The 25,473-nt window shown below is 33.1% G+C and carries 24 protein-coding genes; 17 read left to right on the top strand and 7 right to left on the bottom strand.

Annotation, left to right across the window (positions count from 1 at the left end; all coding sequences use genetic code 11):
* Positions 1 to 56: 56 nt before the first annotated feature.
* From CHB80_RS00025 to CHB80_RS00035, 3 genes are all read left to right on the top strand, one after another.
* The gene (locus tag CHB80_RS00025; RefSeq protein ID WP_179218046.1) at positions 57 to 1,802 is read left to right on the top strand and encodes a helix-turn-helix domain-containing protein; all 1,746 of its coding nucleotides are present in this window, start codon (positions 57 to 59) and stop codon (positions 1,800 to 1,802) included.
* A 488-nt stretch (positions 1,803 to 2,290) separates the two neighbouring features.
* Positions 2,291 to 2,470 carry a hypothetical protein gene (locus CHB80_RS00030; RefSeq protein ID WP_089369391.1) on the top strand — a complete coding sequence of 60 codons (180 nt, stop codon included), beginning with the start codon at positions 2,291 to 2,293 and terminating at the stop codon, positions 2,468 to 2,470.
* Positions 2,471 to 2,553: 83 nt separating this feature from the next.
* A complete protein-coding gene (locus tag CHB80_RS00035; protein WP_089369392.1) occupies positions 2,554 to 4,719 on the top strand; it encodes a prolyl oligopeptidase family serine peptidase in 2,166 nt (721 codons plus the stop codon).
* A 45-nt stretch (positions 4,720 to 4,764) separates the two neighbouring features.
* Here CHB80_RS00035 and CHB80_RS00040 read toward each other — a convergent pair whose 3' ends face one another.
* Positions 4,765 to 4,986, bottom strand: a complete 222-nt coding sequence (locus CHB80_RS00040; protein ID WP_089369393.1) for a heavy-metal-associated domain-containing protein — start codon at positions 4,984 to 4,986, stop codon at positions 4,765 to 4,767.
* 121 nt (positions 4,987 to 5,107) lie between these two features.
* Here CHB80_RS00040 and CHB80_RS00045 point away from each other — a divergent pair, with 121 nt between their 5' ends.
* Complete coding sequence (locus tag CHB80_RS00045; protein WP_089369394.1) at positions 5,108 to 5,935, top strand: universal stress protein; 828 nt, start codon at positions 5,108 to 5,110, stop codon at positions 5,933 to 5,935.
* A 30-nt stretch (positions 5,936 to 5,965) separates the two neighbouring features.
* Here CHB80_RS00045 and CHB80_RS00050 read toward each other — a convergent pair whose 3' ends face one another.
* Positions 5,966 to 6,667 carry a Crp/Fnr family transcriptional regulator gene (locus tag CHB80_RS00050; protein ID WP_089369395.1) on the bottom strand — a complete coding sequence of 234 codons (702 nt, stop codon included), beginning with the start codon at positions 6,665 to 6,667 and terminating at the stop codon, positions 5,966 to 5,968.
* Positions 6,668 to 6,873: 206 nt separating this feature from the next.
* Between CHB80_RS00050 and CHB80_RS00055 the strand changes: the two genes are divergently transcribed.
* From CHB80_RS00055 to CHB80_RS24485, 9 genes are all read left to right on the top strand, one after another.
* Entirely contained in the window at positions 6,874 to 9,327 is a 2,454-nt protein-coding gene (locus CHB80_RS00055) for a heavy metal translocating P-type ATPase (protein WP_089369396.1), read from the top strand.
* Positions 9,328 to 9,437: 110 nt separating this feature from the next.
* The gene (gene ccoS / locus CHB80_RS00060) at positions 9,438 to 9,653 is read left to right on the top strand and encodes a cbb3-type cytochrome oxidase assembly protein CcoS (protein WP_089369397.1); all 216 of its coding nucleotides are present in this window, start codon (positions 9,438 to 9,440) and stop codon (positions 9,651 to 9,653) included.
* Positions 9,654 to 9,655: 2 nt separating this feature from the next.
* Complete coding sequence (gene ccoN / locus CHB80_RS00065; RefSeq protein WP_089369398.1) at positions 9,656 to 11,860, top strand: cytochrome-c oxidase, cbb3-type subunit I; 2,205 nt, start codon at positions 9,656 to 9,658, stop codon at positions 11,858 to 11,860.
* A 4-nt stretch (positions 11,861 to 11,864) separates the two neighbouring features.
* Positions 11,865 to 12,062, top strand: a complete 198-nt coding sequence (locus CHB80_RS00070) for a CcoQ/FixQ family Cbb3-type cytochrome c oxidase assembly chaperone (protein ID WP_089369399.1) — start codon at positions 11,865 to 11,867, stop codon at positions 12,060 to 12,062.
* Positions 12,059 to 13,018: a cbb3-type cytochrome c oxidase N-terminal domain-containing protein gene (locus CHB80_RS00075; protein ID WP_089369400.1), complete on the top strand. Its 960-nt coding sequence runs from the start codon at positions 12,059 to 12,061 to the stop codon at positions 13,016 to 13,018. Before CHB80_RS00070 ends, CHB80_RS00075 begins: the two co-directional genes overlap by 4 nt.
* Before the next feature lie 80 nt (positions 13,019 to 13,098).
* Positions 13,099 to 14,520, top strand: coding sequence for a cytochrome c oxidase accessory protein CcoG (ccoG, locus tag CHB80_RS00080; protein ID WP_089369401.1), 1,422 nt, complete (start codon positions 13,099 to 13,101; stop codon positions 14,518 to 14,520).
* A gap of 399 nt (positions 14,521 to 14,919) precedes the next feature.
* On the top strand, positions 14,920 to 15,366 hold the full coding sequence (locus tag CHB80_RS00085; protein ID WP_089369402.1) for a FixH family protein: 447 nt from the start codon (positions 14,920 to 14,922) through the stop codon (positions 15,364 to 15,366).
* Positions 15,366 to 16,073 (top strand): sulfite exporter TauE/SafE family protein, encoded by a 708-nt coding sequence (locus CHB80_RS00090; RefSeq protein ID WP_089369403.1) that lies wholly within the window; start codon positions 15,366 to 15,368, stop codon positions 16,071 to 16,073. Before CHB80_RS00085 ends, CHB80_RS00090 begins: the two co-directional genes overlap by 1 nt.
* A gap of 183 nt (positions 16,074 to 16,256) precedes the next feature.
* Complete coding sequence (locus tag CHB80_RS24485) at positions 16,257 to 16,406, top strand: hypothetical protein (protein ID WP_179218047.1); 150 nt, start codon at positions 16,257 to 16,259, stop codon at positions 16,404 to 16,406.
* 141 nt (positions 16,407 to 16,547) lie between these two features.
* Here CHB80_RS24485 and hemN read toward each other — a convergent pair whose 3' ends face one another.
* Both hemN and CHB80_RS00100 read right to left on the bottom strand, forming a co-directional pair.
* Complete coding sequence (gene hemN / locus CHB80_RS00095) at positions 16,548 to 17,909, bottom strand: oxygen-independent coproporphyrinogen III oxidase (RefSeq protein ID WP_089369404.1); 1,362 nt, start codon at positions 17,907 to 17,909, stop codon at positions 16,548 to 16,550.
* A 5-nt stretch (positions 17,910 to 17,914) separates the two neighbouring features.
* Positions 17,915 to 18,202 (bottom strand): hypothetical protein, encoded by a 288-nt coding sequence (locus CHB80_RS00100; protein ID WP_089369405.1) that lies wholly within the window; start codon positions 18,200 to 18,202, stop codon positions 17,915 to 17,917.
* 177 nt (positions 18,203 to 18,379) lie between these two features.
* Here CHB80_RS00100 and CHB80_RS00105 point away from each other — a divergent pair, with 177 nt between their 5' ends.
* Complete coding sequence (locus CHB80_RS00105; protein WP_089369406.1) at positions 18,380 to 18,760, top strand: hypothetical protein; 381 nt, start codon at positions 18,380 to 18,382, stop codon at positions 18,758 to 18,760.
* Positions 18,761 to 18,782: 22 nt separating this feature from the next.
* Here CHB80_RS00105 and CHB80_RS00110 read toward each other — a convergent pair whose 3' ends face one another.
* The 3 genes from CHB80_RS00110 to CHB80_RS00120 all read right to left on the bottom strand — a co-directional run bounded on the left by CHB80_RS00110 (position 18,783) and on the right by CHB80_RS00120 (position 23,508).
* Positions 18,783 to 21,497: a TonB-dependent receptor gene (locus CHB80_RS00110; protein WP_089369407.1), complete on the bottom strand. Its 2,715-nt coding sequence runs from the start codon at positions 21,495 to 21,497 to the stop codon at positions 18,783 to 18,785.
* Positions 21,498 to 21,542: 45 nt separating this feature from the next.
* Complete coding sequence (locus tag CHB80_RS00115; protein WP_089369408.1) at positions 21,543 to 22,394, bottom strand: GLPGLI family protein; 852 nt, start codon at positions 22,392 to 22,394, stop codon at positions 21,543 to 21,545.
* Between the two features lie 190 nt (positions 22,395 to 22,584).
* The gene (locus CHB80_RS00120; RefSeq protein ID WP_089369409.1) at positions 22,585 to 23,508 is read right to left on the bottom strand and encodes a LysR family transcriptional regulator; all 924 of its coding nucleotides are present in this window, start codon (positions 23,506 to 23,508) and stop codon (positions 22,585 to 22,587) included.
* Between the two features lie 71 nt (positions 23,509 to 23,579).
* Between CHB80_RS00120 and CHB80_RS00125 the strand changes: the two genes are divergently transcribed.
* The 3 genes from CHB80_RS00125 (at position 23,580) to CHB80_RS00135 (ending at position 25,226) form a co-directional block, all read left to right on the top strand.
* Positions 23,580 to 23,819: a hypothetical protein gene (locus CHB80_RS00125; protein ID WP_089369410.1), complete on the top strand. Its 240-nt coding sequence runs from the start codon at positions 23,580 to 23,582 to the stop codon at positions 23,817 to 23,819.
* 28 nt (positions 23,820 to 23,847) lie between these two features.
* A complete protein-coding gene (locus CHB80_RS00130) occupies positions 23,848 to 24,807 on the top strand; it encodes a sodium-dependent bicarbonate transport family permease (protein ID WP_089369411.1) in 960 nt (319 codons plus the stop codon).
* A gap of 107 nt (positions 24,808 to 24,914) precedes the next feature.
* Positions 24,915 to 25,226: a hypothetical protein gene (locus CHB80_RS00135; protein ID WP_089369412.1), complete on the top strand. Its 312-nt coding sequence runs from the start codon at positions 24,915 to 24,917 to the stop codon at positions 25,224 to 25,226.
* The last annotated feature ends 247 nt before the right edge of the window (positions 25,227 to 25,473 follow it).

The raw sequence follows: 25,473 nt of genomic DNA on the forward strand, positions 1-25,473 counted from the left end.
AAGGTTAAATAATGTTATATAACAAAGAGTGTACTCCAAAATATTCATACTATAGAATGATAAGATTTAAAATCATTATAACTTTCTTACTAATCACAATTGGTTTCAAATCAATGTATGCCCAAAGTAACGGTAATGATAACCTTCAACTTCTTGTAGAAAAAAGCTATGAAGATCTATCTGAAGCTTTTCTTTCATACCAATCTAAAAATAACACTTCATTATCTCTCACCTATGCAAATGCATTTTTACTAAAAGGTAAAAATGAAAATAATACTATTAAGAAAGCAGAAGGATATTATATGCTTGCCAGTTTATTTACTAAAACTTCTAGGTACGAAAGAGCAATTGTTTATTCAGATTCTATTATCGCAATTACAAAAGATGAAAACGATTATAATTATCCTGCAAAAGCACATTTACTAAAAGCAAGTATTTTAGGATCTCAAAGTAACTTTCAGGAGTCCATGAATGAATTAGCAGAAGCTAATAAATATGCTAACGCTAATGAAAATGTAGATCAACAATATCAAATAAAATATTTCATCGCTAGTTTAAAAAATAATCTAGGGGAAAATCAAGAAAGTCTGAAAATTTTCAAAAGTGTTGTCAACTATTATGAAACGAAATATAAAGAAGATAAAAAATATGAAAATGAATATATAAAGTCTTTATATGCTTATGGTCTTGCTTTTAATACTTTAGAGATTTATGACTCTGTGCAAAGAATTAATGATAAAGCAATTCGTTTAAGCCTAAAAACTAAAGATAGTAGTTACTATGATAGATTACTTCTTTCCTCTGCTGCTGTTCATTATAATAAAGAAGAATATCAGTCTAGTCTTGACAGTATTAAGAAATCACAGAAACTTAATGCCGATAAAAAAATCGATCCTAGAGCAAAAACTAGGATAAACTTTTTCTTAGGAAGAATATTATATAAACAGAAAAAAATAGACTCTTCATTAAATTATCTTTTAAAAGTAGATTCTTTAGCATTTGAAAATGACTTCTTTTTCCCCTCAATAAGAGAAAATTATGAATTATTAATTCAATATTATAAAAACAAAAAGGATACTGAACAACAATTATTTTACATCAATAGATTATTAGTAGTAGATAGTATCCTAGATAAAGATGTTAAATATCTATCAAGACAAATAAATGAGGAATATTCTAAACCCAATCTCATTTTAGAGAGACAACAAATTATAGAATCTCTTGAGAAAAAGAATATTTATAAAATAATAATAGTAGTTGCTATATTTTCTATACTAATCATACTTATTATCATTAGAAATAATAAAAAGCAAAATATCTATAAGAAGCGTTTCCAAGAATTACTAGATAGCAAAAATGCAAAAACAACATCATTTGCTAAAGAACAAGAAGTCAAAAATAGTTCAGAAAAGCAACCTAAGGATATCGGTATTTCGGAAATGATTGTAAATGATATTCTCAAGAATTTAGAAAAATTTGAAGAAAACAACGATTTCCTTCAATCAAATATCTCTGTGGCAAGTTTATCAAAACGATTTAAAACCAATTCAAAATATCTATCTAAGGTTATTAATATACATAAGAATAAAAGCTTTAGTAATTATGTAAATGAATTACGAATAAATTATGTAGTAGAAGAGCTTAAGGTCAATACTAAGTTTAGAAGGTATACCATAAGAGCTATTGCAAATGAAATAGGTTTTAATACTACAGAAGCCTTTTCTAAATCTTTTTACAAAACAACAGGTATATATCCTTCTTTCTTCATGAAACAACTTGAAAAACAAGAAACTTCAAATTAATACCTCACTCCATTAGTCACTATATAAATAATATGACTTCTCTCTAATGTAAACATCTTTTCATGTCATTAAGAAGAAAACATTTATAAATAGGCACAAGCAATTCTATCTAAATTTTAAAATGGGTTTATTATAAAAGTATATAAGTAATCACATCTATATATCTTTAGGACTTACCCATTAAAAATAAATGAATAAGCTACTATCAAAAAGCTTATATACACTAAAATTATACTCTAAATAAAGAATTCATATACGTTTATTTTCTTTAAAAAATGTATAAACCCTTGAATTCATATTTTCTAAAGCTTTTAAACTTCATTTTTACAACAACACATAATTAATTGATATTCAGCATTTTAAATGTCTGTTTTCCTGAAAACAGACACCTGTATTCCTGAAAACAAGTTGACACTCACAAAAACATACCTTCTATACAGATGATCTCCAGTAGTTTAGCACTGTCATTAATCGTAAAAATTATAACAATGAAAACTATTCGAAAAACAAACAAACTTACTCTTGAAAAATTTCAAATTTCTAAACTGAACAACTTACATAGTATTATAGGCGGAAGAGCTAATAATCCAAATGTAGAGGAAGAAGAAGAAGAAAAAGAAGAAAACACAACAACTATATGGACAACAACTAACACCATAGGCGGGTAATTTTCAAAACAATGAATTTTAAGTCATAACTAATTAAAGGGAGAATAAGTTAGAATTCTCCCTTTTAAAAAAAAGAAAATATCATGCGGAATTTCTACCTACTTACAATGATTTTAAATAGTATCGTTATATCTATCAATGCCCAAAACAGTACTATATTAACTCCTGAAATTGCAATTGATCAATACCACAATCAAAATATTGAAGACCCATATAGGCATTTAGAGAACTTATCTAATCCAGAAGTAAAGGAATGGATTGAATCTCAGAGTGAGATAGCGCAATCCTTTTTAAATAGCATTGAAAAAAAACAATTTCTAATTGATAAGCAAATAGAACTTGATACAAAAAATGAATTTGTCATATCAAAACTTAAAGTGACTCATGACGAATATCACTATTACTTAAAAAGACTTCCTACCGAAAATGTAGCAAAACTATATTACAGAACATCTTTTGAAGGGGAAGAACATCTATTATATGATCCTATTTCATTTAAACCTTTAGAAAATAAAAACTATATCATTAACTATTTTCAACCTGATTGGGTAAATTCAAAAATCGCTATTGGACTCACAGAAAAAGGAAAAGAGATTTCTCAAATAATAATTCTAGATATACATACAAATCAAATTTTTCCAGAAGTTTTACAAAACACTTGGCCATCAGATGTAGGAGGCCTTCAGTGGCTACCTGATAATTCAGGATTTATTTATGTACACTTCCCAAATGCAACAACAAATTCTCAAAACTTTCTTCTTAATACAAATTCTGCTTTACATAAAATTGGAGAGCTCCAAGAAAAAGACACAACGATATTTTCAAAAGAATTTTGTAAAAACTTAGATATTAAAGAAGAAGATTTTCCTACTACAAACATAGAAAGTCGATCTAACAAATATCTAATAGGAAAAACTACTGGGGCAAACGCATATTATAATGCTTATTATTTACCAATAAACAAAATAGGTGCTACTGATTGGGAACCATTATTTTCAAAAAAAGAATTAATCAAGGATTACACAATTATAGGAGACTCTATCATATTCAAAACATCTTATAACGCCCCAAACTTTAAAATTGGTATCACATCAATACAAAATCCAAACTTCAAAACAGCTAGAATTCTTGTGCCAGAAAACAAAGATCATATACTTACAGATTTTGCAGTAACCTCAGAAGGATTGTATTATGTAACCAGTAAAAATAGTGTCCAAGCAAAGCTATTCAGACACACATCTCAACAAGATGAAGAAATCAAACTTCCTAAAATATATGGAACTATAGAAATTTCATCACATGGGCAGTCATACCCAAAACTTTGGATTACATCAAAAGGTTGGACCACTAATAGTGAACGACATGAGTATGTAAATAATGTACTTACTCCTAAAAATATAGACAATACATCAAATTCAAATATACTAGACAATATTATTATTGAAGAAATAGAAGTTACAGGACACGATGGTCAAAAAATACCTTTATCTATCTTTTATCATAAGGATATGGTAAAAAATGGAAAAAATCCAGTACTCATGGACGGATATGGTTCCTATGGAATCGCTATGAAACCTGCTATGCTTATTCATAGAACTCTATGGATTCTAGAAGGAGGAGTTTATGCAGTTGCTCATGTGCGTGGTGGTGGAGAAAAAGGAGAAGCATGGCATAAAGGAGGCTATAAAAAAACAAAACCTAATACTTGGAAAGATTTTATTTCTTGTGCAGAACACCTTATTTCAAATCAATACACATCCCCAAAAAAACTATCCATTTTGAGTGGAAGTGCTGGCGGTATATTAATAGGTCGTGCTCTTACAGAACGACCAGATCTATTTGCATCCGCAATTATTGAATTTGGCACTATAAATATGTTACGCTTTGAAACCCATAATAATGGCGCCAATAACACTAAAGAATTTGGCACCGTAAAAGATCCTGAAGAGTTTAAAGCATTACTGGAAATGGATGCCTATCACCACTTGAAAAAAAATGAAAAATATCCAGCTGTTTTGCTCACTGCTGGTCTAAACGATCCTAGAGTTCCCGCATGGTTCTCTGCAAAGTTTATGGCTAAACTACAAGCATATGATGTTTCTAATAATCCAAAATTATTACTTGTAGATTCAGATTCTGGACATGGAATAGACAATACTAAAATTAAAACATTTGAACGATACGCAAATATTATTGCCTTTGCCTTTCAACAAACAGGACATCCTGAATATCAATTTAAGACAGACTAAGTACGCTTTCGCGAAAGCGTATAACAATAAAAATAACTACATCCACTACGTTATCCTATTAGGGTCATTTGTAATTGGAAAACCTATCTCTTTGAGGTTCATACGTAATCCTTCCAATGTATTGTGCGTTTTATAATCAAAACTCACAAGACCTTTTGTTATATCAATACATATATTAGAAATCCCTGAAACCTTATTTAGTTGTATGGCAACCGCATTTTTACAACGATCACATCGCAAATTCTTTATGGTCACTGTTGTTCTCATGATAGATACATTTTAAGTCGTAAACTTATATTATGTGAATGAGCGAATAGATGATTTTTATCATCTTTTAAAAAAGATGTTACCAGTACTTTTGGCATATAAACATCTTAAAACACATTGTATGAAAACAATTATAGTTCCTGTAGATTTTTCAATATATTCTGAAAATGCATTAAAAGTAGCTGCACAAATTGCTAAAAAACAACATGCAACTATTATCGCTGTACATATGATGGGATTAAGCGATGCAAACCTCATCAAAGAAGATAATAGTATGGAGGGCATGTTTTATCTAAAGCTTACGCAAAAACGATTTTCAGAATTTTTAGACAAAGACTACTTGGAAGGGATCACAGTTCAACAAACCGTCAAAAATTATAAAATATTCAGTGAGTTAGATGATGTTGCAAAAGAACATGAAGCAGATCTTATTGTAATGGGATCTCATGGCAGTAGTGGTTTGCAAGAAGTATTTGTAGGTTCTAATACAGAAAAAGTAGTTAGAACAGCAAGTGTTCCCGTGCTAGTTATCAAAAATGATTATGAATCTACAGGCTCAACCGCTGTATTTGCGTGTGACTACAAATTAGAAAGTCTTGAAGTATTCAAAAAAGCAATGTTACTTTTTAACTTGTTAGACATTCATACAAAACTGGTCTATATAAATCTTCCAGGAGAGAATTATAAGAGTACAAAACAGATAGAACAACAAATCGTAGATTTCTTGGTACACCTTGATAAAGAAGATACCATCTTACCAGAAGACGTAACGATTTATGCAGATTATTCTGTAGAACAAGGAATTTTCAATTATGCTAAAAAAGTAAATGCAGGTGTCATAGGAATTCCTACTCATGGTCGCAGAGGATTAGCTCATTTCTTCTCAGGAAGTATTAGTGAAGACATTGTCAATCATTCAGAACTACCCGTTATTACTTTTAAAATGTAGGCATACGCTTTCGCGAAAGCATACTCAGCATTATAAGCCTTCTATCAATCGGTAGAGGGCTTTATCATCTTCTATCTTAATACGCTTACCATCTGTGGTAATCCATCCTTCTTTTTTAAAGGAAGTAAGGGTCCGTATGCACGCTTCTTTAGCAGTACCCACTACATTGGCAATATCTTCTCGGGTAAGTGTCATCGCAATATATCCATCTTGATCAACACCAAAGTTTTTATCCAAATATCGCAGCGTTTCTGCAATACGCTGACGTACTGTTTTCTGAGCCATATTAACAATCACATCATCTGCAAACTTTAAGTCATTTGCCATGTGTACTAAGATGGCTTTAGTAAAAGCAATATTGTTACTAATAGAATCGGTAAGATGATTTTTAGGAATATAACACACTTCCATATCATTAAGAGCAATAGCACTTAAATTAGTTTTCTCTTCTGTAATTACAGAACGTTGTCCTAATACCTCTCCTTTTGTAGCAATCTTTACAATCTGGTCCTTCCCATTATCACTCATCTTAGAAAGCTTAGAAACACCATTACGCACACAAAAAACTCCATTCAATTTTTCTCCTTCTTCAAAAAGAGCATCTCCTTTCTTTACAGACTTAGTGATTTTACTATCCGATATCTTCTTGAGTTCTTCTTTGCTTAATGTTTTTAATGCATTTAACTGCCGTATAATACAGTTTTCGCACCTCCCATCTTGATGTTCACTCATCCCTTTAGTATAATATTATAAAGATACTGGAAGTAAAAATCAAAGGCAAGATTTTTATATAGTATACGCTCTATATCTTTCTTTAAAACAAAATAAATGTATCTAGCATAAGATGATAAATGTCATCTTTTAAGAAACGCCTTTTTATCAAATTTGCGATAGGTATAATAGATTCTGTAAAAGAGTCTGAGCAAATTTAGTAACGTATGTCTACATGTTTCCATTGTGGTGATCTTTGTAATACTACTCACATTGTATATAAAGACAAATCGTTTTGTTGTCAGGGCTGTAAAACAGTTTTTGATATTCTGAATGATAATGATCTCTCCTATTACTATGACTTAGAACAAACTCCTGGTACAACCCCAAATATTTTAGAAGGAAAGTATGACTTTTTAGATAATGAACAAATTGTATCACAGCTTCTAGAATTTAATGAGCAAGGTATTCAGATTGTGAGATTACTCATCCCATCTATTCATTGTAGTTCTTGTATTTGGATTCTTGAAAATCTAAACAAAATCAATATAGGTATACAAACAGCGCAGGTAAATTTTTCAAAAAAAACAGTAAATATTACATTTTCTCCTGAGCATATTACCCTTAAAAATCTTGTGATATTGTTATCTAAAATAGGATATGAACCCTATATATCGCTAGAAGATACCTCAGAAAAAAAATCATATACAGATAGAAGTTTACTTTACAAACTAGGAGTTGCTGGTTTTGCCTTTGGAAATATTATGTTTCTTTCTTTTCCAGAATACTTTGAAGTAAGTGAGTTTTGGTTAGAAAAATATAAATATGTATTCCGATGGCTCATGTTTGTATTTGCAATACCTGCCGCATTTTATGCTGGCGCAGATTACTTTATAGCTGCTTACAAAGGCCTTCGATCTAGAATATTAAATATAGATGTCCCTATTGCTATAGGAATCGCTGTACTTTTTATACGTTCTACTATAGAAATTGCTACAGATTCGGGCACAGGTTTTTTTGATAGTATGGCTGGATTAATTTTCTTTTTACTCTTGGGAAAATTTTTCCAACAAAAAACCTATGCCTTTCTCTCTTTTGAAAGAGATTATAAATCCTACTTCCCGATTGCCGTTACTCGATTAATTGAAAATGCAGATACTACTAAAGTTGGTTCTGAGTACGCTGGAGTTTATACTGAGCACAGTCGAAGTACAAAAGCAAAAACAGAAGAACAAACACAGGTATATGATCTTAAAAAAGGAGATCGCATCCTTATCAGAAATAACGAATTATTACCTGTAGACGCTATACTTATAAAAGGACAAGCCTTAATAGATTATAGTTTTGTAACGGGTGAAGCTGCTCCTGTATCTAAACAATCGGGAGATTATTTGTATGCAGGAGGACGTCAGCAAGCAGCACCTATAGAAGTAGAAGTTTTAAAACCTATAGAACAGAGCTACTTAACTCAATTATGGTCTAATGAAATATTCTCTAAAAATAAACAGCACCTATTTGAGTCACTTACAGACCAGATTAGCAAACGATTTACGGTAAGTCTTCTTATCATTGCTATTATTGCAACAATCGTATGGTTATATATAAATCCGGCTATAGCCTTACATGTATTTACAGCGGTACTTATTGTCGCCTGTCCTTGTGCTATTGCCCTTGCTGCTCCCTTTACTCTAGGGAATTTAGTGCGCATTTTTGGACGTCATCAATTATATATAAAAGATAGCTCAGTTATTGAAAGAATGGCGCATATTGATACCGTTGTCTTTGATAAAACTGGCACCTTAACTACGAGTACAAGAGATACAATCACCTATGAAGGTATTGCTTTAACTACAGAAGAAACTTCATTACTCACCAGTACCCTAAGAGCTTCCAATCACCCTTTAAGTCGCTCTTTATATAGTATTTTAGATAAAAACAACATACAGACCTTAGATGACTTCAAAGAAGAAACTGGCCAAGGAATTATAGGTGAGATTAATAATCACAATATTAAAATAGGAGCCTTTGGTTTTGTAAATACATCTCATAAAAAAGAAGAAAAAGCACATCATCAAACAGCGGTACATATCAGTACGGATAATCAATACAAAGGCTGTTATATCTTTTACAATGAATATAGAAACGGAGTAAAAGAAGTATTTGATCAATTAAAGAAAACAACAAAAATTGTGATTCTCTCTGGAGATAATGATGGAGAAAAAGAATATCTAACATCGCTTCTCCCTAAGAACACCACCATACTTTTTAATCAAAAACCAGAGGATAAACTCAACTTTATCAAACACTATCAAAATGCAGGCAGGAATGTACTGATGGTTGGAGATGGTCTTAATGATGCAGGAGCATTAGCACAAAGTGATGTAGGGATTTCTATTTCGGAAAATGTAAATATATTTTCACCTGCTTGCGATGGAATTTTGGATGCCTCAAAGTTTAGGAATATTCCTCGTTTCCTATCCATTTCTAAAAAAGGAATCCAGGTAATTAAATATGCTTTTGTTTTTTCATTATTCTACAATTTAATAGGCTTAGGTTTTGCTGTTACTGGAAACTTAGCACCAGTAGTAGCGGCTATTTTAATGCCCTTAAGTTCTATTAGTATTGTCATTTTTACAACTATCGCCACTCATGTATTAGGAAAGAAGCTCACTAAAAATTAGGCGAGGTACGCTTTCGCGAAAGCGTACTCAAAATATATTTCCGAAAGCTGACAAATGTCATCTTTTTTGAAGTCTATCAACCCTAGTTTTACATCATAATTCAGGTAGGTATGAGTATTATTTATATGCTTTTGGCAATTAGTGTCGTGGTCGCTCTTATTTTTTTTGCAGCATTTATTTTTTCTGTAAAAAAAGGGCAATACGATGACACCTATACGCCTTCGGTGAGGATGCTTTTTGAAGATGAAATCATTAAAGACACATCAAAATCCTCAAAGACAAAAACAACAAAAAAACCAATCACATTAAAAGATCAACTTAAGTAACTATGGAAGTACAACAATTTTATTACGATAATAAGATCGTACGCAAATTCATTGTCGCAACACTCTTTTGGGGAGTCATAGGGATGAGTGTAGGACTACTCCTTGCCTTTATGTTTTTATTCCCAAACCTAACAGACGGAATCTCTTGGTTGAGTTTTGGACGTTTACGCCCTTTACACACCAATGCTGTTATTTTTGCCTTTGTAGGGAATGCCATCTTTGCTGGAGTATACTACTCTACACAACGATTGCTCAAAGCTCGTATGTGGAAAGACTGGTTAAGTAATCTTAATTTCTGGGGATGGCAAGCTATTATTGTAGGTGCTGCTATCACGCTTCCATTAGGATTTACTACTTCAAAAGAATATGCAGAATTAGAATGGCCATTTGATATTGCCATTGCATTGATATGGGTTGCTTTTGGCGCCAACTTAATTGGGACTATTTTAAAACGTCGCCAGCGTCACTTATATGTTGCTATATGGTTTTACTTAGGAACCTTTGTAACCGTTGCTGTATTACATATTGTAAATAGTATGGAAGTGCCCGTAAGTGCATTAAAGAGTTATTCTATGTATGCAGGAGTGCAAGATGCACTTGTACAATGGTGGTATGGGCATAATGCAGTCGCATTTTTCTTGACTACTCCCTTTTTAGGTTTGATGTATTACTTCGTTCCTAAAGCAGCAAATAGACCTGTGTATTCTTATAGGCTTTCTATTGTGCACTTCTGGTCATTAATATTTATTTATATCTGGGCAGGACCCCATCACTTATTATACTCTGCATTACCAGATTGGGCACAAAACTTAGGTGTTGCCTTTTCTATAATGCTTATAGCACCCTCATGGGGTGGGATGATTAATGGCTTACTCACCCTGCGTGGTGCTTGGGATAAAGTGCGTACAGACCCAGTGCTAAAATTTATGGTAGTGGCGATTACAGGATATGGGATGGCCACTTTTGAAGGTCCAATGTTATCTCTTAAAAATGTAAATGCGATCGCACACTTTAGCGATTGGGTGATTGCACACGTACATGTAGGAGCTTTAGCATGGAATGGATTTTTAACCTTCGGAATGATTTACTGGTTAATTCCTAAACTATTTAAAACTAAGCTTTGGTCTACCAAACTTGCAAACGCACATTTCTGGGTAGGAACACTAGGTATCATCTTATATGCATTACCTATGTATGTTGCTGGCTTTGTACAAGCATCTATGTGGAAACAATTTAATCCAGATGGAACATTAACCTACGGTAATTTCTTAGAAACAGTAAGTGAAATCATTCCAATGTACTGGATGCGTGCTATAGGAGGAACAATGTTTATCATAGGAGCATTAATTGGCGTCTATAATATTATTATGACAGCGCGCGCTGGACAAAAAGTAACAGATGAGCTTGCTGAAGCTGCTCCATTACAAAGAGTCACAAAAAAACGTACCGCAAAAGAAGGATATCATACTTGGTTAGAAAGACGTCCCGTAAAGCTTACCATTTTTGCTACCATTGCTATTCTTATAGGAGGTATGGTTCAAATCATCCCTTCATTAATGGTAGATGATTATGTGCCTGTAATCACAAGTGTAAAACCATACACTCCCTTAGAATTAGAAGGCCGTGATATATATATACGAGAGAGTTGTGTCTCTTGTCACTCTCAAATGATACGGCCTTTTAGAAGTGAAGTAGAACGGTATGGAGAATACTCCAAAGCTGGAGAGTATGTGTATGACCATCCCTTCTTATGGGGAAGTAAACGTACCGGCCCTGACCTTATGCGTATAGGTGGAAAGTACAGTGACAACTGGCACTTGAATCATTTTTATGATCCACAAAGTACCTCATCAGGTTCTATAATGCCATCTTACAAATGGATTATCAAAAACAAACTTGACAGAGGGAGTACACAAGACAAAATGGAAGCCATGCTTTCTCTAGGAGTTCCTTATACCAAAGAAGACATAGAACGTGCTTATACATGGATGGATGAACAGGCTACACAAATAGAAAAAAACCTGTATAACGATCCTGACTTTGCAAAAACCTATGAAGCAGATAAAAAATATGCTTTAGAAAATGGAGAGGAATTTATAGAAATGAGAGATCGAGAGGTAGTAGCTTTAATAGCTTACTTACAAAGATTAGGAACAGATATCAAAGTAAAAAATGGTGATGACACCACCCTTCATATAAACGAATAATATCATGCTAAAATTTATAAAAGGAAACTTAGAAAACATAGAAGGTGTAGAGGTATACCCTATCATTTCATTATTAATATTCTTCATCTTCTTTACAGCGCTGTTTTGGTGGGTATTTACTGCAAAAAAAGCACATATTAAAGCTGTAAGTAATATCCCATTAGAAGATAGTACCATCACTCAAAAAGAAATACAACTATGAGAACAACAGCATCATTTTTAAGAATACTCGGGTTTTCAATTTTTGGCTACTTCTTTCTAGATTATGTTGGAACCACTGGAGAGACCTCTATTTTCATAGAGAAACCATGGATGTGGATTCTTTTTGGAACCATCATGCTTTTTTATATCGCAGGAGAAATTTGTGCTGCTGCGCTTAAAGGGATTCTTTATAAAACCTTATCTCCTGAAGCAAAAGCTAGTTACGATCAAAGAGAACTAGAAGCAAAAGAAAAGCAATTTAAATGGTTTAAAGAAAAGTACAAACAATCATTGGGTAGCAAGGCTATTGAAGAAGAACATGAGATTATACTAGATCACAATTATGACGGCATCAAAGAACTGGATAATAACTTACCACCATGGTGGGTATATATGTTCTATGGTACCATCTTATTTGCTGTAATTTATTTAGTGCGATTTGAAATCTTTAATGATTACAACCAAGCAGAAGAATATGAAGTTGCTGTGGCGGAAGCCAAATTAGAAATTGAGGAATGGAAAAAAACTGCCAAAGATCTCGTAGATATAAATACCGTAACCCTACTTACAGATGCATCTGATCTGAAAGCTGGTCAAGCTATTTTTAATAATAACTGTGTGGCTTGTCACAAATCAGATGGTGGCGGCGGGATAGGCCCTAACTTAACTGATCAGAACTGGATTCTGGGAGGAGGGATTAAAAATGTATTTAAAACCATCTCTGAAGGTGGGCGTGATGGCAAAGGAATGATTTCTTGGAAGTCAGAATTAAAACCTGCCGAAATGGCGCAAGTAGCTAGCTATGTATTAAGCCTTCAAGGGACGATACCCGCTGAGCCCAAAGCGCCAGAAGGTGATATTTGGATAGATCCAGATGCGCCTGCAGAAATTACTCCTGAAGTTCAAGAAGTGATCACAGATTCTACAGCACAAAAAATTACGATGAATAATCAATAAGTATATGCTTTCGCGAAATGAAATGAAGCAAAAATTTATACTGAATTTATCGAAGTACGAAAGCGTATAAAACACATACAATGGCAGAACAAGGGCAAGATAATTTTAGAGACACCATAGGCACGCTAAACGAAGAAGGGAAGCGTGCTTGGGTATTTCCTAAAAAGCCAGATGGCAAGTGGTATGACTACCGCAAGTATGTAAGCTATGGATTATTAGCTTTTCTATTTTCTGCGCCATTTATAAAAATACAAGGCAATCAGTTTTTGATGTTCAATGTATTAGAACGTCGTTTTAATATTTTTGGATTTCCTTTTTGGCCACAAGACTTTCATCTGTTTGTCATTATGATGCTTATAGGAGTAGTTTTTGTGATTCTTTTTACTGTTGCCTTTGGACGATTATTCTGTGGTTGGATTTGTCCTCAAACCATATTTATGGAAATGGTATTTCGGCGTATTGAATATTGGATAGATGGTGATCGAGGTAAACAAATACGATTATCTAAAATGCCTTGGAATGCTGAAAAGATCAAAAAGAGAATCTTGAAATGGTTTATTTTCTTTATCATTTCCTTCCTCATTGCCAATGTATTTCTAGCCTATCTCATAGGAAGTGATCAATTACTACGCTATATCATAGATGGTCCATTTAAACATACAAGCACACTTATATCCCTTTTAATATTTACAGGTGTCTTCTATTTTATTTATGCATGGTTTAGAGAGCAAGTATGTATTATCGCTTGTCCCTATGGAAGACTACAAGGCGTTTTACTAGATAATAAATCTATTGTAGTGGCATATGACCATAAACGAGGAGAAAAAGAAGCAGGGCGTGCTAAGTATAAGAAAAATGAAGATAGACCTACTACTGGAAAAGGAGATTGTATAGATTGTTTTCAATGTGTACACGTATGCCCTACGGGTATTGATATTCGTAATGGCACACAGCTAGAATGTGTGAATTGTACAGCCTGTATTGATGCTTGTGACCATATGATGGAAAGTGTAAACCTTCCCAAAGGATTGATACGCTATGCAAGTGAAGAAAACATTGAAAAAAAGAAAAAATTTACATATTCACCACGTTTAAAAGGATATACTGCCGTATTAGGAATCTTAATCGCTTTACTTATAGGAATGCTTTTTTTACGTAATGATATAGAGGCTCGTATACTCCGTTTACCTGGACAACTCTATGAACGTAAAGCAGATAATATCATAAGTAATGTATACACATTTAAGTTAGTTAATAAAACTATAGATGATATTCACCATGTACAGTTTAAGTTATTGTCACATAAAGGAACCATCAAGCTTGTCTCAAACAACATGCTTGATATTGACGGACAAGGCTTAGCAGAAGGTACTTTGTTTATAGAGATCAATGCGAGTGCATTAAGTGGTGATAAAGATCGGCTTGAGATAGGAATTTATAGTGATGATATTTTAATAGAAACCACCACTACGGCTTTTTTAGGACCGAGAAGTTATAAATAATTATTTGCTGGAGTTTATACTGAGCGAAGTCGAAGTATAAAATGGCATACAAAAATTATCAACGTTTGAAAAGTAGATAAACACTATAAAAACACTTGTATCATGCGTGAGGGATTGTAGTGGTTACCCCTCAGCCTGACGAAGGAAGTGCGAGGAGTAAAAACGAAAAGCCCGACCTGAATCCTGAACGTAGTGAAGGAAGAAGGTCACGCCCAAAATCATAAAAAAAATGAATGAGCTAGCTAAAAAGAAAACATGTTGTCAAGGTTGCAAAAAAGGCCAGCCAGGTCAGAATGCAATCTGCAAAGCAAAACAGATGTTAGTGCAACTAGAGAGCACTAAAGAAATGAAAACAAAAGTCTAATTAAAAAGATACCCGCCTACGCGGGCACATGTATTATGAAATGGAACTGGGGAAAAAGCCTTGTAGTAGGTATGATCGCATTCATGAGTTTTATACTCTATATGGTCATTACAATGAGCACAGATAAGAAATATAGTCATGATCTCGTAACGGAAGAATATTATGCCAAAGAAATGGCATATCAAACCGAGATTGATGCCGAAACCAACACAAATACACTCAAAGAAAAGATACGAGGTAAAAAGACAACAGCGGGATGGCTGCTATCATTTCCTTCAGAGTTAGACCCTGCTAAAATAACAGGAAACGTGTTCCTATATAGACCGTCTAATCAACAACTGGATTTTGACTTTCCTTTAGTCCTTTCCGGATCAAATTTGCTCATACCTGACAAACATTTGATAGGCGGTCGCTGGAACATTACCATCGAATTTGAGTACGACAACACCTCGTATTTGTATAAAAAACCAATTGTTTACTAATGATCTACGCTGCTCTCATATTGGGTTTATTAGGAAGTTTTCACTGTGTCGGAATGTGCGGTCCTATTGCTTTTTTATTGCCTTTAGACCGGACAAATCGTTCTAGAAGAATCTTACAGTTAATAAGCTATCACGGAGGACGTATTTTTATGTATGCAATCTTAGGAATGGCATTTGGAATTGTAGGGAAAGGGCTCAACGTATTTGGAATACAACAGTACCTATCTATAGGCGTAGGTGTTCTTATGATTGTAAGTATTCTTCTCCCTGTCACTATTTTTAATCGCTATAATTTTTCTAGACCTATATACAAGGGAGTAAGCAAGATCAAGAGTGCTATGGGAGCAGAACTCAAAAAGAAAAACCCTCATACTTTTTTCACCTTAGGATATCTAAACGGGCTATTACCATGTGGCCTTGTATATATGGCCATTTTTGGTGCATTAGCCACTGGAAATGCATTACAAGGAAGTCTTTATATGACTGTTTTTGGATTAGGTACCATTCCCTTAATGACCACTGCTATATACCTAGGAAATTTTTTAAAAGGGAGCGCAAAACAACGTATTGTAAAAGCAATTCCTATTGTAGTGGTGATTATAGGAATGCTTTTTATACTAAGAGGATTAGGATTAGGAATTCCTTACATCTCTCCTTCTGAAATGGTAACTGTTCAAGAGGTTACCGCACATCATCAATGTCACTAATAAATAATCTAACTCCGTTATGCATTTAGACAAAATAGATAGTATTGTGAGACTACATCTTCATTCTTTTCCTCAAATCCTAAAGGATGAAATGAAGATTTCTACTATTCGCCCTTTAGAGAAAGGAAAAAATGGTAGAAATATAATCAAATGCACAACGGGTTTATCTAATATCTAAATTATATGAAATATCTAATCTTCCCCTTAGTTAATTGGGTCATGGGTGCTATCGTTATAGGCATCTTTGCTATTGTTTGTATTGTAATGGCTTTGGTTGTATACAATCTAGCTACTGGTGATAAAAAAACAGAAAAAAATCAACGTGAAAATTGATGTAAAAATTACAATTCTCTTAAAAAATAATATACTGCCTTTGTACGCTTTCGCGAAAGCATACCATAGAAAAGAATACCCATAAGAAAGGAAAGCGTGTTGCTTTCCTTTCTTTCCACTATAAACATCAAACCGTACGTACTACACTGTCATGGAAAACAATTGAGTCTCTGGTTTTTTACGTTGAAGGCGCATATCAAAGGGCAAACAAATGTTGCGTACAAAAGGACGTCCTTTTCTAGTTACCTTTATTTTTTTAGAATGGATTTCTAATAATCCATCATTGCTAAGTTCTTTTAATTTAATAAGTACATCTGGAAGTTCTGGAAAATATAGGGAAGGATCCTCCCAGGAAGTTTCAAAATCACACATTAAATTAAGAATATGCTTGCGTACAATGAGATCTTCTCCTGTTAAAATATGCCCTCTGAAAACAGGTAAAATCCCATCATCCACAAGCTTTTGATACTCTTCTATGTTTTTTACATTTTGAGCAAAGCTATACCAACTATCACTTATAGCAGATACGCCTAGCCCTATCATTACTTGGGTTTTACTAGCATTATATCCCATAAAATTTCTATGAATCGTTCCTTTTTGCTGTGCTTCATATAATGGATCTGTTTTTAAGGCAAAATGATCCATTCCTATCTCTACATAACCAGCCTTGGTAAGCATACGTTTACCTATTTCATATTGCTTACGCTTTTGCTTTGGAGAAGGTAAATCTTGTTCTTTGAAACCTCGTTGTCCATTTCCTTTCATCCAAGGCACATGGGCATAGCTATAAAATGCTATACGATCGGGTAGCAATTCGATAGTTTTAGTAATCGTATTTATCACATCATCTTGGGTTTGAAATGGAAGTCCATAAATAATATCATGTCCTACCGATGTATACCCTTCTTTTCTTGCTTGAAAAGTAGCACTGTATACCTTTTCAAATGGCTGCACCCTATTAATGGCTTTTTGCACTCCTTCATTATAATCTTGTACTCCGTAACAAACACGTGTAAAATTATGACTAGCAAGTGTTGCTAAGTGTTGTTTTGTGGTATTGTTAGGATGTCCTTCAAAACTCAATTCGCAGTTTTCTGCTTTTCTTCCAATACTAAAAATACCTGATAGTAACCTGTCCAGATGCTCTGGAGAAAAAAAAGTAGGCGTACCACCTCCTAGATGAAGCTGTTTAATAATAGGTTTTTCATTAAATAGCTCTCGATACATCGAGAATTCTTTAATAACCGACTTGATATAAGGTACTTCAACATCATGATTTTTTGTAATGCGTTTATTACAACCGCAAAACGTACACATACTTTCACAAAAAGGTAAGTGTATATACACACTAATTCCCTCGTTTGTATTGCTTTCGCGAAAGCTATCCTGCAGCGTCCCCCTCCATGCTTTTAAAGAAAAGTGGTATGTATCCCAATATGGCACTGTAGGATAGCTTGTGTATCTTGGTCCTGCTACATTATATTTGGAAATAAGTGTACACACAATATTTAGAGAATAAAATTAATAGTAGCTATTAAAGAACATATAGAAAGACTAGCTATAGATGCTTTAAAAACAATTTCTGGCTTTTGAACTGTGAGTATCGACGCTAAAACAGCATTACATAATACCACAACTACAAATAGTTGAATCATTTGTAATAATCCGCTACCGTTTTGAAAAATGGATAATACGGTAATTCCTCCTAAACAAGTACAAAGAATAATTGCAGAAGCTGCGTATAGTAAAAAATTCTCTTGCCAATCTGTACTGATTTTTGCATATAGTGTGCTCATAGTTGTAAGTGTTTTTTAATTACACCTCAAAACTATGATATGATAGGCGCAGAAAAGATGACAAAAGTCATCTTTCAAAAAATACTTCTACTAAAGTATATGAAGTTTGTTGTAAATGTTTGTACACTATTAAAAATCAATTAGATTTATGACTGTAAAATTATCAAAACTGATTACATGGAATCAAAACAAAGACATGGGTGCGTAACAGCCTGGCTCATTTTTATGATAATAGGCAACTCTTATTCTACGCTATCGTATTTATTTATAGATGACATGTTATCTCAGTTTTTATCTGAACCAATCCAAGATTCAATGCGATATGCTTTAGTTCTTCTTGGAATTCTAAACCTTATTATTTTTATACTAATGCTAGTACAAATGAGAAAATGGACTTTCTGGGCATATGTAGGAACTGGTTTGATAACCTTCTTAATTAATATATCTATTGGACTTGGGGTAGGACCGTCAATTATTGGATTTATGGGAGTAGTAATTCTGTATGCAGTATTACAAATAAAACAAAATGGAAAAACGGCATGGAAAAACCTTAAATAAGGTATTTTTCTAAAGCTATACTTTATAACGTATACACAAACCTAAAAGTTATAAATCGCGGCTGTATAAATGTTTCTGACGAAAATACAGACAGGTTATTCGCACTATTTCGTACTTGGGAATCTATATCTAGTATATTGGTTGCCTTGATTTCGTATTCCCATTTGGCATCTCTATTTTTTCTATATGAAAGTGTAGCATCCCAATTTTGGAATGACTGAGAATCTCCATTACCTAGATCTTGATTGGTATAGCTATAATTGGTACGAAAGGTGACTGACTTCCAGATATAGGCATCTACCTCAATAGATGGAGAGTTTGTTGTAAATGTTGTTTTACGTCCTCCTTGAATATTATCTGTTACGCTATAACGATATCTCAAACTTACATTAGGCGCTACTTTATAATTGGTTCGAATACCGGGTGTATAGGTTTGTGTGTAGCCTTCATTAAGTGATTGCTGTCCTTGAATAAACTGATTGATTTTACTGTAATTAAAACTTGCATTTAAAGTCGCTCTGATCTTTCCAAATGTACGCTGTACTCTACCAAAAACATTGGCAGTTTCATCTGCAAAATTTGAATTAAAAAAAGTACTCGTTCTAATTACATTTTCAAAATTGGTTAAGCTACGTATCTGATCTATATTATTTGAATAGGAGGCTCTTGCAAAAACATTGGTATAATTAAAGAGATTGAAACTACTATAAAATAAACTCACATTATGAGATAAAGCATTTTGTAAGTCGGATTCTCCAAATTGAATGCTATTAAAATTATTTAGCACCAACCCTTCTGCCAGTCGTGTGACATCCGTAAATTGATTACGCATATCATATCGCAATGTTAATGCTTCACTTTTCTTAAATTGAATTCGGGTTTCAAAATCTGGTAATAGTCTAAAAAAGTTATCTTCAAAAGTTTCTCCAAACTGCGTATTCTTATTTCCATAGGCATGTACAGAAAATCCAGGTGTAATGGTAAACTTGCCTGTTTTTAGTCTGTAATGCAATCCTACGTATATATCACTAAAATTATATTCCGTATCGTTTACTATACGGCCGTCATTGAATGTTGGCGTTGGGTTAAGTTGAGATCCGTCTCCTAAAAATTGAAAAATTGAAGAATCAAACTGTTGACGACTTAAGATCGTACCTAAAGTCACATTCAAATTACTCTTAGCATTAAGGATATTAAAATAATCTAGTTTGGCATCTACTTGATTCGATTTAATACGTCTATTTTGTCCTAAGTCATAAGTAGCAAGAGATGTATCTAATCCTAAAGCCTCTGCTGTAGTATCAAACGCATCCTCCCCATTAGGATCATTTGTTAGAATAGCATTATAAAATGGATCTTCATTTTTAATTAAATGCTGTGCTTCAAATGAAAATATATTGGTTTCATTAAGCGTATAGTAATAATTTAGATTTTGATTGATGCTATATGGCGTTACCTCATCTAATTGATTTGTAGTTCCAATCACTGAAGAAAAAGCATTTTGATTCTGAGTATCGTTAGATACCCGAGCTAATACATCATAATCTAATTGATTATTAATGTTAGGTTGGTAAGATGCACTTAGCTTTAATAATCCTTGGTTAGAACGTTCTCTACTTGATTGCTCAGTGGCTTCATCTGGAATACCTAAACTAGGGTCTGTATATTGTATTAGGCTGGTCTCTCTAGAAAGAATACGGCTGCTGTTATATATGAGAAATCCACTTAAGTCTAACGCTTTATTGGGAGAGTAACTAAAGTTTCCTGTAGCCAATTTATTTTCAATTTCTAAGGCATTTCCTTGCGTCGTTAAAAAATTAAGGCTGTTATCTCCTAGATTTATATTGGTTCCACTACTTCTACTAGGAGATCGAAAGCCGCCTCCAAAATTCCGAATATCCCGTCGCGTCAATGCAGCTTCACCTATATTATTGATATCTCCTATAAAATTAAGGCTATACTTCGGGTTGTAATAAAATAGTTTTGGCTGTAGGAGATAGAGTTCATTATCTGGAGATACTCCTGCTCCAGCTGTAACATTACCAAACCAGAAATTTTCTTTCCCTTCCTTAAGTTTTATGTTTAAAGCCACATTATCTTGATTATTAGTAACACCTCTTAGTTGATTAACTTCCGAATAATTACGCAAGACTTGTACTTTATCTACAGCTTTTGATGGAATGTTTTGTGTAGCTAATTTGGTATCTCCATCAAAAAAATCTTTTCCATTCACCATTAGCTTGCTTACTACCTTCCCCTCTACTTCTATCTGTCCATCTTCATTGATTTCTACACCAGGAAGTTTTTCTAATACATCTTCTAATTTTCGCTCTGATCCATTTTTAAAAGAGTCTGCATTATATATCAAGGTATCTCCTTTTACGGTTACCGGCATTTCATAGGTAAGCTCTACTTCATCTAAAGAATTATCAAATACTAATGTATAATTTTTGGTAAGATTACTTTCTTCAATCGTAAGTACTTCTTCAAAGGTCTTCATCCCGATATAACTTACTTGAATTTTATACGTATTATTGGCACTTAACTCTAATGTATACTCCCCTTTTACATTTGTAATGCCATAAGCCTCTAGGCCTGTCGTTTCTTGGTTTATGGCTATGACATTAGCTAATTCTAATGGAGCATTCAAGCTATCTGTAACGACACCTTTTACTTCAATTTGAGCATACGAAATACTGACTACAAAAAGTAGTAGCATGCTATGTATATATTTCATGGATGAGTTGCTTGCTAGTTTATGGTCGTTTCAAATAGATCAATATTAACCTCTTCTTCGGCCTCTATTGTTACGCATTTCTTGCATTTTTTCTGTAATAGTTTCTTTGTAAGCGCTTTTTGTAATGACTTTGCCTTTGCTTGGAGCTTCAATCTTAATGGTCTCTTTAGGATTCATTACAATTTTTGAACATAGTAAAGTTGTATTCCCTGCGCTTACTTCTAAAATAAGACCAGGAAGTCCCCAATATTCACTAGGTCCATGTCCTACAGGAACCTGAGGCGTATACCATGCTTCTACCTCTGTTGTATTCACTTCTAGCTCTTCTGCATCACCATCGGCTAAATCTGACTCTTTTGGTTGCGATTTCCTTAATTCTCCCCACGAAAAATCATACCAAGTCAATTCTGCAGTTGGAATAGAAGCAGTTGCTTTAAAGCACATATACTGCCCTATTTGTTTAGATTCTGTACCCATCTTCCAATCTATAGCTTGCAATTTATCTTTCACTAAAAATTGCTTACCATAAAATTCTTGACTTTGTACCAAAGCATTTTCCTTAACGTTTTTATACTGTCTCCCCTGTGTGAAATTTTGCCCCCAAGAATCTGTAGCTCCAGACATAGCATCTAGTTTATCTTCTTCAATAAATAAAGATTCTTCTTTATTAAAATTGAGCACATACGTTTTCTCTAATCTATTCTTAAGTCGTGCTTGCACTTGTTTTTTCTGAGCTTCACTAAGCCTTGCTCCCCAATTACCAAGTTCCATGGTAGATTTAGAAGAATAATAAGCCTGACCTTGAAACTCTTGAACATCATTGGGTGCCTCATTAAATGTGACTGAAAACAATAACAAAAGAGTTAACGTGCTGATTTTAAGTAAAAGTAATTTCATGATTGGTAGTTATAGTTTCATTTTGTTCAACTAAATTAAAAAAATATTAAACAATTTGATTATGTTTACCAAAACATTAACATTACTAACTTCCTAAATAGCTAGCAAAAACTAGTATTCACATTTAAGAATTAATACGGTATATTCTTTCGCTTAAAGCGAAAAAACATAATAACAAAGGTCTATTAAGTTAATAGTCATTAAACCAGTTAAAGTGCGTCTGCATGATCTTAGATTTACTTTCATTAATATGTTCTACAAAATGTTTTGCTATAGATGAAAGGTTTTTTGAACTTAACCATATAAGATTCCAATTAGTTACTATAGGTAAGTCTTTTACAGGAATGATCTGAAGATCTCCATTATTTAATTCATTTTTAATACCAATAAGAGGCATAATAGAAAACCCTAAGCCTGCAACTACTGCTTGTTTGACTGCTTCATTTGATGTAAGCTCCATTTTCTTATAAGTCGATATTTTATTTGAAGCTATAAACCGTTCCATCGCATTACGAGTAGCAGAACCTTGTTCTCTATAAATAAGAGGTAGTTGTTCAAATATTTTTGGGCTTAAATTTTTTCCAGTGTGTGTGTATTGTTTGCCTCCTACCAAATGAAGTTTATTTTCCATAAGCTGGACACGATCTATCTTAAGATTTTTAGGAATCGTAGATACCATCGCAAAATCTACATCATTATTTTCTAAAGAGCGTACAACCTCAGCCTTATTCGTTACATCCATTATTAAATCTACACCGGTATGCTCTTTCATAAAGTCACCCAAGAAATAAGGCATCGCATATTTTGCCGTAGAAACAATAGCAATTTTCAACTTACCTGCAAGCTCTCCTTGAAACGAAAGTGCCTTATAATTAAGCGCATGAACTTCTTCTAAAATATTTGCTGCTGCTTTTGCGATTTCCTCTCCAAATTCAGTGATATAAATTTTTCTGCCTACCACTTCAAACAAAGGGCTCTGAAATTGATCTTGAAATTTTTTTAACTGGATTGATACTGCTGGTTGTGTTAAAAATAGCTCTTCTGAAGCCTTCGTAACACTTTTAAGTACAGCTATTTTATGGAAAATTTCTAATTGATGAAGTGTATAATTCATAACTATTGATTATGCATTTTATAATAAATATAAATAAAAATAAATGAAATAAAGAAATAACCTTTGCCCCAATGAAAATAAAAACAGTTATGCAACTTCAAAATCACACCCAACACAAAACAAAAACGATCGCTTTAAAAACTTCTAAAAAAAGGCATTCTTTTACAATCCTAAATAGAATAGCATTACTACTGCTATTTGGTTTTTTTATAGGGCTATCTCTAACAAATAATCAGCTTTTTATAAAAGAAATACTAATAGCTTCTGGCATTATTTGCATGCTATTACTATTTAAAAAAAACAATAAATAATATATATATATCAGGACACTTATTTAAAATGGATTTACATTTATTGTTTGATAATTTAACCAACCCAGCTTTACTCTTTTTCTTTTTAGGTATTATAGCCGTACAATTAAAAAGTGATCTAAGCATCCCTGGAAATTCTTCAAAATTCATATCACTCTATTTACTCTTATGTATTGGATTTAAGGGAGGACAAGAGTTAGCACACAGCACATTTAATAATGAAATCTTATGGTCACTCCTTTTTGGAATGCTCCTCGCAATTGTTATTCCATGCTATACCTTTTTTATTTTAAGAAAGAAATTCTCATTAGAAAATTCTGGAGCAATTGCTGCAGCATACGGATCTGTAAGTGCTGTTACATTTGTCACTACCATTTCCTTCTTAGAAATGGAACAAATTGCATTTAATGGTCATATGGTAGCAGTGATGGCACTTATGGAAGCACCTTCTATTATGGTAGGGTTATTACTCATAACACTATTTGCAAAAAACAAAAAAGAAGACAGCGTTCCCATGAAAAAAGTACTACACCATGCATTAACAAACGGAAGTGTATTACTCATCATTGGAAGTCTTATCATAGGGTTTTTAACTAGTGATGCACAAGCAGAAGGGATCAAACCATTCACTACAGATATATTTAAAGGATTCTTAGCTGTATTCTTATTAGATATGGGAATTACTAGTGGTCGAAAACTATCTGATCTTATCAAAAAAGGATGGTTTGCACTATTATTTGCCATAATCATCCCTATCATTAATGGATGTGCTGTAGCTGTAATAAGTGGCTGGTTTATAGAAAGTGAAGGCAACAGACTTTTATTTGCCATACTTGCAGCCAGCGCATCTTATATTGCTGTTCCTGCCGCTATGAAACTTGCAGCCCCTAAAGCAAATCCTAGTTTATATATTCCTATGGCATTAGCGATTACCTTTCCATTTAATATCACTTTAGGAATGCCGCTATATTTATATATCATTCAGTAATTATAAATTTTATTAATACTATTCATTAAATATATAAATAAAAATATATAAATATTTAATTAGACATTTGTACCATAAAATAATAACTCAGTTTTAAAAAAACACCTATGAATACTTTAGTATCATCTCCAGAAGTAGCAAAAGACAAACAACAGATCAATTTAATAGATGGTTATTTTACAGCATCAGAAGCGCAAGATATTCTTACGCCAATGATCGCAAAAAAAATAAACTTTCACCAAGTGAAACGCATGTCTCTGTATGAAAATAATCACAGTGATGCTTGTGCATCTGACAGAGATAGAATTGTAGAATTAGAAGCTGCCAAGATCAAAGCTGAAGATATCTTCTTACAAGCAAAAATTGAAGGAAAGAAAGTAAGAATGCAAAGTGTTATTCAGATAACACTTGAAGATTAATTTCTTGTTGAATCAAGCCACATTTCATATAGTTTAGTTTAAAATAATACATAAGAAAAAACTGGTACTTCATTCTTAATGTATGTTTTATTACCCAAAAATAGCGATCCCGAACAGATCGCTATTTTTATTTTAAAAAGTTAGTCCTTGTCTTCTAAAATTTAAATACCCTATACAGTTATCTATATTTAAAATTGCAGTTATTTCATTAAAAAAAAATCACAAACGCTCGTTTATTTCAAAAAAG

The organism is Dokdonia pacifica, assembly GCF_900188275.1.
Classification (GTDB): Bacteria; Bacteroidota; Bacteroidia; order Flavobacteriales; family Flavobacteriaceae; genus Dokdonia; species Dokdonia pacifica.